Source organism: Pseudomonas sp. TE6288, assembly GCF_054062095.1.
This window is the reverse complement of sequence record NZ_JBSSEW010000049.1, coordinates 1-1,797: the sequence shown is the minus strand read 5'-3', so window position 1 is coordinate 1,797 and position 1,797 is coordinate 1. Positions and strand designations below refer to the sequence as shown.

Genomic DNA, 1,797 nt, shown 5'->3' with positions numbered 1-1,797 from the left:
TCGTCGCGAACTTTCGGTTCGTTTCGTCTTCACCACCACAATTTGGCCTCAGCGCAAATTGCTTGGGTGTTATATGGTCAAGCCTCACGGGCAATTAGTATTGGTTAGCTCAACGCCTCACAGCGCTTACACACCCAACCTATCAACGTCGTAGTCTTCGACGGCCCTTCAGGGAGCTCAAGGCTCCAGTGAGATCTCATCTTGAGGCAAGTTTCCCGCTTAGATGCTTTCAGCGGTTATCTCTTCCGAACATAGCTACCCGGCAATGCCACTGGCGTGACAACCGGAACACCAGAGGTTCGTCCACTCCGGTCCTCTCGTACTAGGAGCAGCCCCTCTCAAATCTCAAACGTCCACGGCAGATAGGGACCGAACTGTCTCACGACGTTCTAAACCCAGCTCGCGTACCACTTTAAATGGCGAACAGCCATACCCTTGGGACCGGCTTCAGCCCCAGGATGTGATGAGCCGACATCGAGGTGCCAAACACCGCCGTCGATATGAACTCTTGGGCGGTATCAGCCTGTTATCCCCGGAGTACCTTTTATCCGTTGAGCGATGGCCCTTCCATACAGAACCACCGGATCACTAAGACCTACTTTCGTACCTGCTCGACGTGTGTGTCTCGCAGTCAAGCGCGCTTTTGCCTTTATACTCTACGACCGATTTCCGACCGGTCTGAGCGCACCTTCGTACTCCTCCGTTACTCTTTGGGAGGAGACCGCCCCAGTCAAACTACCCACCATACACTGTCCTCGATCCGGATAACGGACCTGAGTTAGAACCTCAAGGTTGCCAGGGTGGTATTTCAAGGATGGCTCCATGAGAACTGGCGTCCCCACTTCAAAGCCTCCCACCTATCCTACACAAGCAAGCTCAAAGTCCAGTGCAAAGCTATAGTAAAGGTTCACGGGGTCTTTCCGTCTAGCCGCGGATACACTGCATCTTCACAGCGATTTCAATTTCACTGAGTCTCGGGTGGAGACAGCGCCGCCATCGTTACGCCATTCGTGCAGGTCGGAACTTACCCGACAAGGAATTTCGCTACCTTAGGACCGTTATAGTTACGGCCGCCGTTTACCGGGGCTTCGATCAAGAGCTTCGCTTGCGCTAACCCCATCAATTAACCTTCCGGCACCGGGCAGGCGTCACACCCTATACGTCCACTTTCGTGTTTGCAGAGTGCTGTGTTTTTAATAAACAGTCGCAGCGGCCTGGTATCTTCGACCGGCGTGGGCTTACGCAGCAAGTGCTTCACCCTCACCGGCGCACCTTCTCCCGAAGTTACGGTGCCATTTTGCCTAGTTCCTTCACCCGAGTTCTCTCAAGCGCCTTGGTATTCTCTACCTAACCACCTGTGTCGGTTTGGGGTACGGTTCCCAGTTATCTGAAGCTTAGGAGCTTTTCTTGGAAGCATGGCATCAACCACTTCGCGCTCTAATGAGCACTCGTCATCAGCTCTCGGCCTTGAAATCCCGGATTTGCCTAAGATTTCAGCCTACCACCTTAAACTTGGACAACCAACGCCAAGCTGGCCTAGCCTTCTCCGTCCCTCCATCGCAATAACTGGAAGTACAGGAATATTAACCTGTTTTCCATCGACTACGCTTTTCAGCCTCGCCTTAGGGACCGACTAACCCTGCGTCGATTAACGTTGCGCAGGAAACCTTGGTCTTTCGGCGTGCGAGTTTTTCACTCGCATTGTCGTTACTCATGTCAGCATTCGCACTTCTGATACCTCCAGCAAGCTTCTCAACTCACCTTCACAGGCTTACAGAACGCTCCTCTACCGCATCA

General features: G+C 53.0%; 1 rRNA gene. It reads right to left on the bottom strand.

The annotated features are described in order from the left end of the window. Positions 1–73: 73 nt before the first annotated feature. Positions 74–1,797 (bottom strand): 23S ribosomal RNA (locus ACVWY1_RS26045); the annotation flags it as partial.